This window comes from Okeania sp. SIO2F4 (assembly GCF_010672385.1).
GTDB lineage: Bacteria > Cyanobacteriota > Cyanobacteriia > Cyanobacteriales > Microcoleaceae > Trichodesmium.
In genome coordinates this window covers 6326-7866 of record NZ_JAAHGT010000424.1, presented here as the reverse complement: position 1 = coordinate 7866, position 1541 = coordinate 6326, and the positions used below count along the sequence as shown (strand labels likewise).

Here is a 1541-nt window from a genome sequence, read left to right as displayed (position 1 = left end):
AAGGATGTACCCATGAAAAGGGACGCTTAGGAGAGGAGCCGTGTGAGGTGAAAGTCTCACGCATGGTTCTGAAGACGAGCAGACCCCATAAAGGATTACCCGGAAATGGGTTTGCTTAGTTCAACAAGTCAATCATAAGGAGTCAAACACTATGATTAAACTCACATTCCATAGGTCAGCTTGTAACATTAAAAGTAGTATAAAAATCGGTAACTGGCTAAGTATTTATACTATATAGATCGTATTCATTGACCTTTCTTATGGGTCAAATTCTCCGGAAAATCTTAAAAAGCAGTCAGCACTCAGCACCTCAGCACCTCAGCATTAGGACTTTTTTTACGCCCTCGTCGGGGATTTCAACCCCGACTCAACCTTCCGGTTTATAGAAACCGGGGATTTAACCCAAGGTCAAAAAGCTGAATTTCGCAGTTCCTCCGTAGGAGGCTAGCTGAAATGCTGATAGCTGATAGCTAGTTAAGCATAAATACTTAATTATTTACTCCTATTGACCACCATGATTTTCTCCTGACTCCTGTAGGGGCCTTTTGCTCCCCAACATGTTTGCACAGCATTCCGTAGGAAAAAGCGGAAGCTCTGCGTCAGCAAATGACCATTCGCCCCTAGAACTCCTGAGTCCTGATTTTTTATACTACGTTTTGAAGTTCGGAATGTAGGATTAAAGATTAAAAAAACTCCCCTGGAAATAAACTATCCCTTATAAGGAACTCCTAAAAACCTTGTGGGAGGGTGGGAAGAGGGGGAAGAGGGGGGATTCATTAATTGATAATTGATAATGGATAATTGATAATTACAAGAAGGTTAAAACCTTTCGGGAATTGAATATTGGGAAATTCAAGAGCACTTTTCTCTTTTGGGAGATTTGATATGGCGAGGTTTCCTCGCCATCCCATCCTAAGGTCATGCTCCGCTTTCCGACCGCTTTTTCCCCTATCCAAGGGGAGGCTTCAAGGCGCGAATTAATTAATTAATAATTCGGTAAGAATCTTGGGGTGCATTTCTCACTTCTTTATGTCTAATTCAATACACTTTTCTGAGAAAAAAGCCTTTCAAATGACTTATACATAACTTCTCTTTTTTGTCTACGTTTTATGTTAAGAAAGATGTTTATAAAGCATAGCTTAAAGAGGGAGGTTTGAGATCTTATTTTTTGGTCAGTTGTACTACATTAATCTTGAATATGCTGTAAGTAGTTTAAATTAGGAACAGCTTATCTACCTAATTGCAAAACTTATTAATAATATGGGATTTATGCAGAGCAGAAAAATTATCAAAGTCAGTTTAATTAATCTCCTTTTATTAGTAGCTATATTAAGTTTGGTTGAAGGTCTATCTAGTATATTATTGCTGTTTGATAAAATTAGTAAAGTTCAACCAATGAGTGAAATACGCCACACTCAATATGATGAATTATTAGGATGGGTGAATATTCCTAATGTGGATATTCCAAATATGTATGGTGAGGGGATATATTTTCGGACAAATTCTCAATCATTCAGAAACAATGAAGACTTTTCTATTAA

1 protein-coding gene is annotated in these 1541 nt (G+C 37.6%); it reads left to right on the top strand.

Features of this window, described 5'->3' with window-relative positions:
- Positions 1-1260: 1260 nt before the first annotated feature.
- Positions 1261-1541 (top strand): hypothetical protein (locus F6K22_RS23565; RefSeq protein ID WP_293103488.1); only part of this gene is annotated, 281 nt, incomplete at its 3' end.